The sequence below is a fragment of the Streptomyces sp. NPDC060205 genome, assembly GCF_042728395.1.
Classification (GTDB): Bacteria; Actinomycetota; Actinomycetes; order Streptomycetales; family Streptomycetaceae; genus Streptomyces.
Genome location: NZ_JBHWZP010000571.1, coordinates 1 through 3016, shown reverse-complemented (window position 1 = coordinate 3016; position 3016 = coordinate 1). Strand labels below are relative to the sequence as shown.

1 protein-coding gene, 1 tRNA gene and 1 other RNA gene are annotated in these 3016 nt (G+C 73.7%); 1 reads left to right on the top strand and 2 read right to left on the bottom strand.

What is annotated here, in order from left to right; genetic code table 11:
- Nucleotides 1-122 precede the first annotated feature (122 nt).
- Nucleotides 123-2588, bottom strand: coding sequence for a DNA polymerase III subunit gamma and tau (locus tag ACFWGJ_RS43010; protein WP_387334409.1), 2466 nt, complete (start codon nt 2586-2588; stop codon nt 123-125).
- Between the two features lie 126 nt (nt 2589-2714).
- Nucleotides 2715-2813, bottom strand: an RNA gene (ffs, locus tag ACFWGJ_RS43005) — signal recognition particle sRNA small type.
- Between the two features lie 71 nt (nt 2814-2884).
- On the opposite strand from ffs, the gene ACFWGJ_RS43000 reads away from it, so the two are divergent.
- Nucleotides 2885-2972, top strand: a tRNA-Ser gene (locus tag ACFWGJ_RS43000).
- The last annotated feature ends 44 nt before the right edge of the window (nt 2973-3016 follow it).

The window sequence follows — 3016 nt, the reverse complement described above, 5'->3', positions numbered from 1 at the left end:
GCGGGCGACCCCCACCGGGCCCGCAGGTACGTACGCACGTGGACGTTGGTTTTCAGGGGCGCGAGGAACCGCGCGGCCCGCCCCCACCGGCCGCACCCGGTCGCAGCAGGCAAGTAGGGCGGTCAGTCGTTTGAGAACTCTTCCAGGACCGTCGCTCCCAGTTCCCGGACGATCAGTTCGTGGCCCGACAGGGCCGACTCGTCGAGGTCGGGGTCGTCGTCCTCCGGGGTGTCGTCCTCCGGGGAGATGGGAGGCGGCTCCTGGGCGGCGGGGCGGGGCGGGGGCTGGTGCGCGGACGAGGGCGCGGAGCCGGAACCGGAACCGGACGCCGGGCGGTTCTGGGACGGCGCGGAGGACGGTCCGGGCGCCGGAGCGGGGGCCGCGGCTTGCTGCGGGGCGGGGCGGGGCGCACCCGTGCCCTGAGCGGCGCCGCCACCTGACGCGTAGCCGCCCGACGCATAGCCGCCGCCACCGGTGCCGCCGCCGAAGCCCCCTCCGGGCGCGGGCGGAGGCGCCGAGCCGCCGGAAGGATCGATGACCGCCTCGATCTTCCAGGTCACGTTGAACAGCTCGGACAGCGCCTGCCGCAGCACCTCCTCGCTGCCGCTGCTCGCGAAGTTGTCCCGCGCTCCGACGTTGACGAAGCCGATCTGGAGGGTGGTGCCGTCGAAGCCGGTCACCTGCGCGTTCTGGCTGAGCAGGATCCAGGTGAAGCGGCGCCGGTTCTTCACCGCCTCCAGGATGTTCGGCCAGAGGGTGCGGGGGTCGGGCCCACCGCTCGGAGGAGCGGAGAACGCGGCGGGGCCTCCGGTCCCCTGCGAGGGGGCGGCAGAGGCCTGCGGGTGCGCGGACGCCGGTCCCGGGCGGGACCCGGACGCGGCGGACGCTCCGGACGGGGGCTGCCCTCCGCCCGCGGCGGACGCGGTCGGCCAGCCGCCCGGCCGCCGCCCGCTGCCCACGGCAGTCGCGGTGGGCCAGGCACCGGGCGCACCGCCGGCGGCCGGGGCGGACGGCTGCTCCGCAGCGGGGGTAGGGGTGGGGGCATGGGCGGCGGCAGGCGCGACCGGACCGGGACCGTGGTCAGGACCTGGAGCCGGCTCGGTGGGAGCGGGCGGGGGCGTGTACGCGGCGGCGGGAGCCGCCGGTACGTGGGCAGGCCCGGACTCCGCATCACCACCGGTACCTGGGCCGAGGCCGGAACCGGGACCGAGGCCGGAACCGGGAGCTCCTGGCCCCTGCCCCGCACCCCCTCCCCGTACGGCGGCGCGAGCGGCGGCGGCCCCGCCGCCCGGCGCCCCCGCGTGCCCCGGCTGTCCGGCGGGGGCGCCCATCTGGGCCCCCGGGTGGGCGTCGGGCCCAGGCACGTAACCGACGGCGGGCCCACCGGTCCCGCCAGCGAGTCCGCCCCCTGCCCCTCCCCCGCTGAAGTTCACACCGCGCTCGATCCGGTCGAGCCGGGCCATGACGGACCGCTCGTCGCCGTACGCCGCGGGCAGCAGCACGCGCGCGCAGATCAGTTCGAGCTGGAGGCGGGGCGAGGTGGCCCCCCGCATCTCCGTCAGACCGGCGTTGACGAGGTCGGCGGCGCGGCTCAGCTCGGCGGCGCCGAAGACCCCGGCCTGGGCCGTCATCCGCTCCACCACGTCCACGGGGGCGTCGATGAGCCCCTTCTCACCGGCGTCGGGCACGGCCGCCAGGATCACAAGGTCCCGCAGCCGCTCCAGCAGGTCGGCGACAAATCGGCGGGGATCGTTGCCGCCCTCGATGACCCGGTCGACGACCTCGAAGGCCGCGGCCCCGTCACCGGCGGCGAAGGCCTCGACCACGGAGTCGAGCAGCGAGCCGTCCGTGTACCCGAGGAGGGAGGTGGCCATGGCGTACGTCACACCGTCGTCCCGGGCCCCGGCGAGGAGCTGGTCCATGACGGACATGGAGTCACGCACGGATCCGGCACCGGCCCGCACGACGAGCGGCAGCACACCGTCCTCGACGGGCATGCCCTCGCGTCCGCAGACCTCGCCGAGGTACTCCCGCAGGGTCCCGGGCGGAACCAGCCGGAACGGATAGTGGTGCGTGCGCGACCGGATCGTCCCGATGACCTTCTCGGGCTCGGTGGTGGCGAAGATGAACTTGAGGTGCTCCGGCGGCTCCTCGACGACCTTCAGCAGGGCGTTGAAACCGGCCGACGTGACCATGTGGGCCTCGTCGATGATGTAGATCTTGTACCGGCTGCTCGCGGGCCCGAAGAAGGCCTTTTCGCGCAGGTCACGGGCGTCGTCCACACCACCGTGGGAGGCCGCGTCGATCTCGATGACGTCGATGGAGCCGGGTCCGTTGCGCGCGAGGTCCCGGCAGGACTGGCACTCGCCACAGGGTGTGGGGGTGGGCCCCTGCTCGCAGTTCAGGCAGCGCGCGAGGATGCGCGCGCTGGTCGTCTTCCCGCAGCCGCGCGGCCCGCTGAACAGGTACGCGTGATTGACCCGGTTGTTCCGCAGCGCCTGCTGCAACGGGTCGGTGACATGCTCCTGCCCGATGACCTCGGCGAACGACTCCGGGCGATAACGGCGGTACAGCGCGAGGGACGACACACATACGAGGTTATAGGCGCCCACTGACAACGGGGAACGCCCGCCGACTCCTGCCCGCCCGACCCCACCGCCACCGGCCGACGCCCCGGGCCGACCCGCCCGGATCAGCCTCCGCCCCACCCCGCAAACGCAAGCGCCCCCCACGCACCCGCCAGAGCCAACCTACCCTTGCTGCCTTCCGGCCCTGGGGGAGTTCAGTCAGATAGCGCCACGTGAGGGGCTGCGCACACAGTACCCGATCCGAGCGGGGGGAACGAGTTCGCGAGCACGGCTCAACGTCTTGTATTGTTTGCCGCGGAGGATTCGCCTAGTGGCCTAGGGCGCACGCTTGGAAAGCGTGTTGGGGGCAACCCCTCACGAGTTCGAATCTCGTATCCTCCGCCAGTGCCTCACCGGGCACTAACGTTGAAGGGCCCCACCGCTTGCGG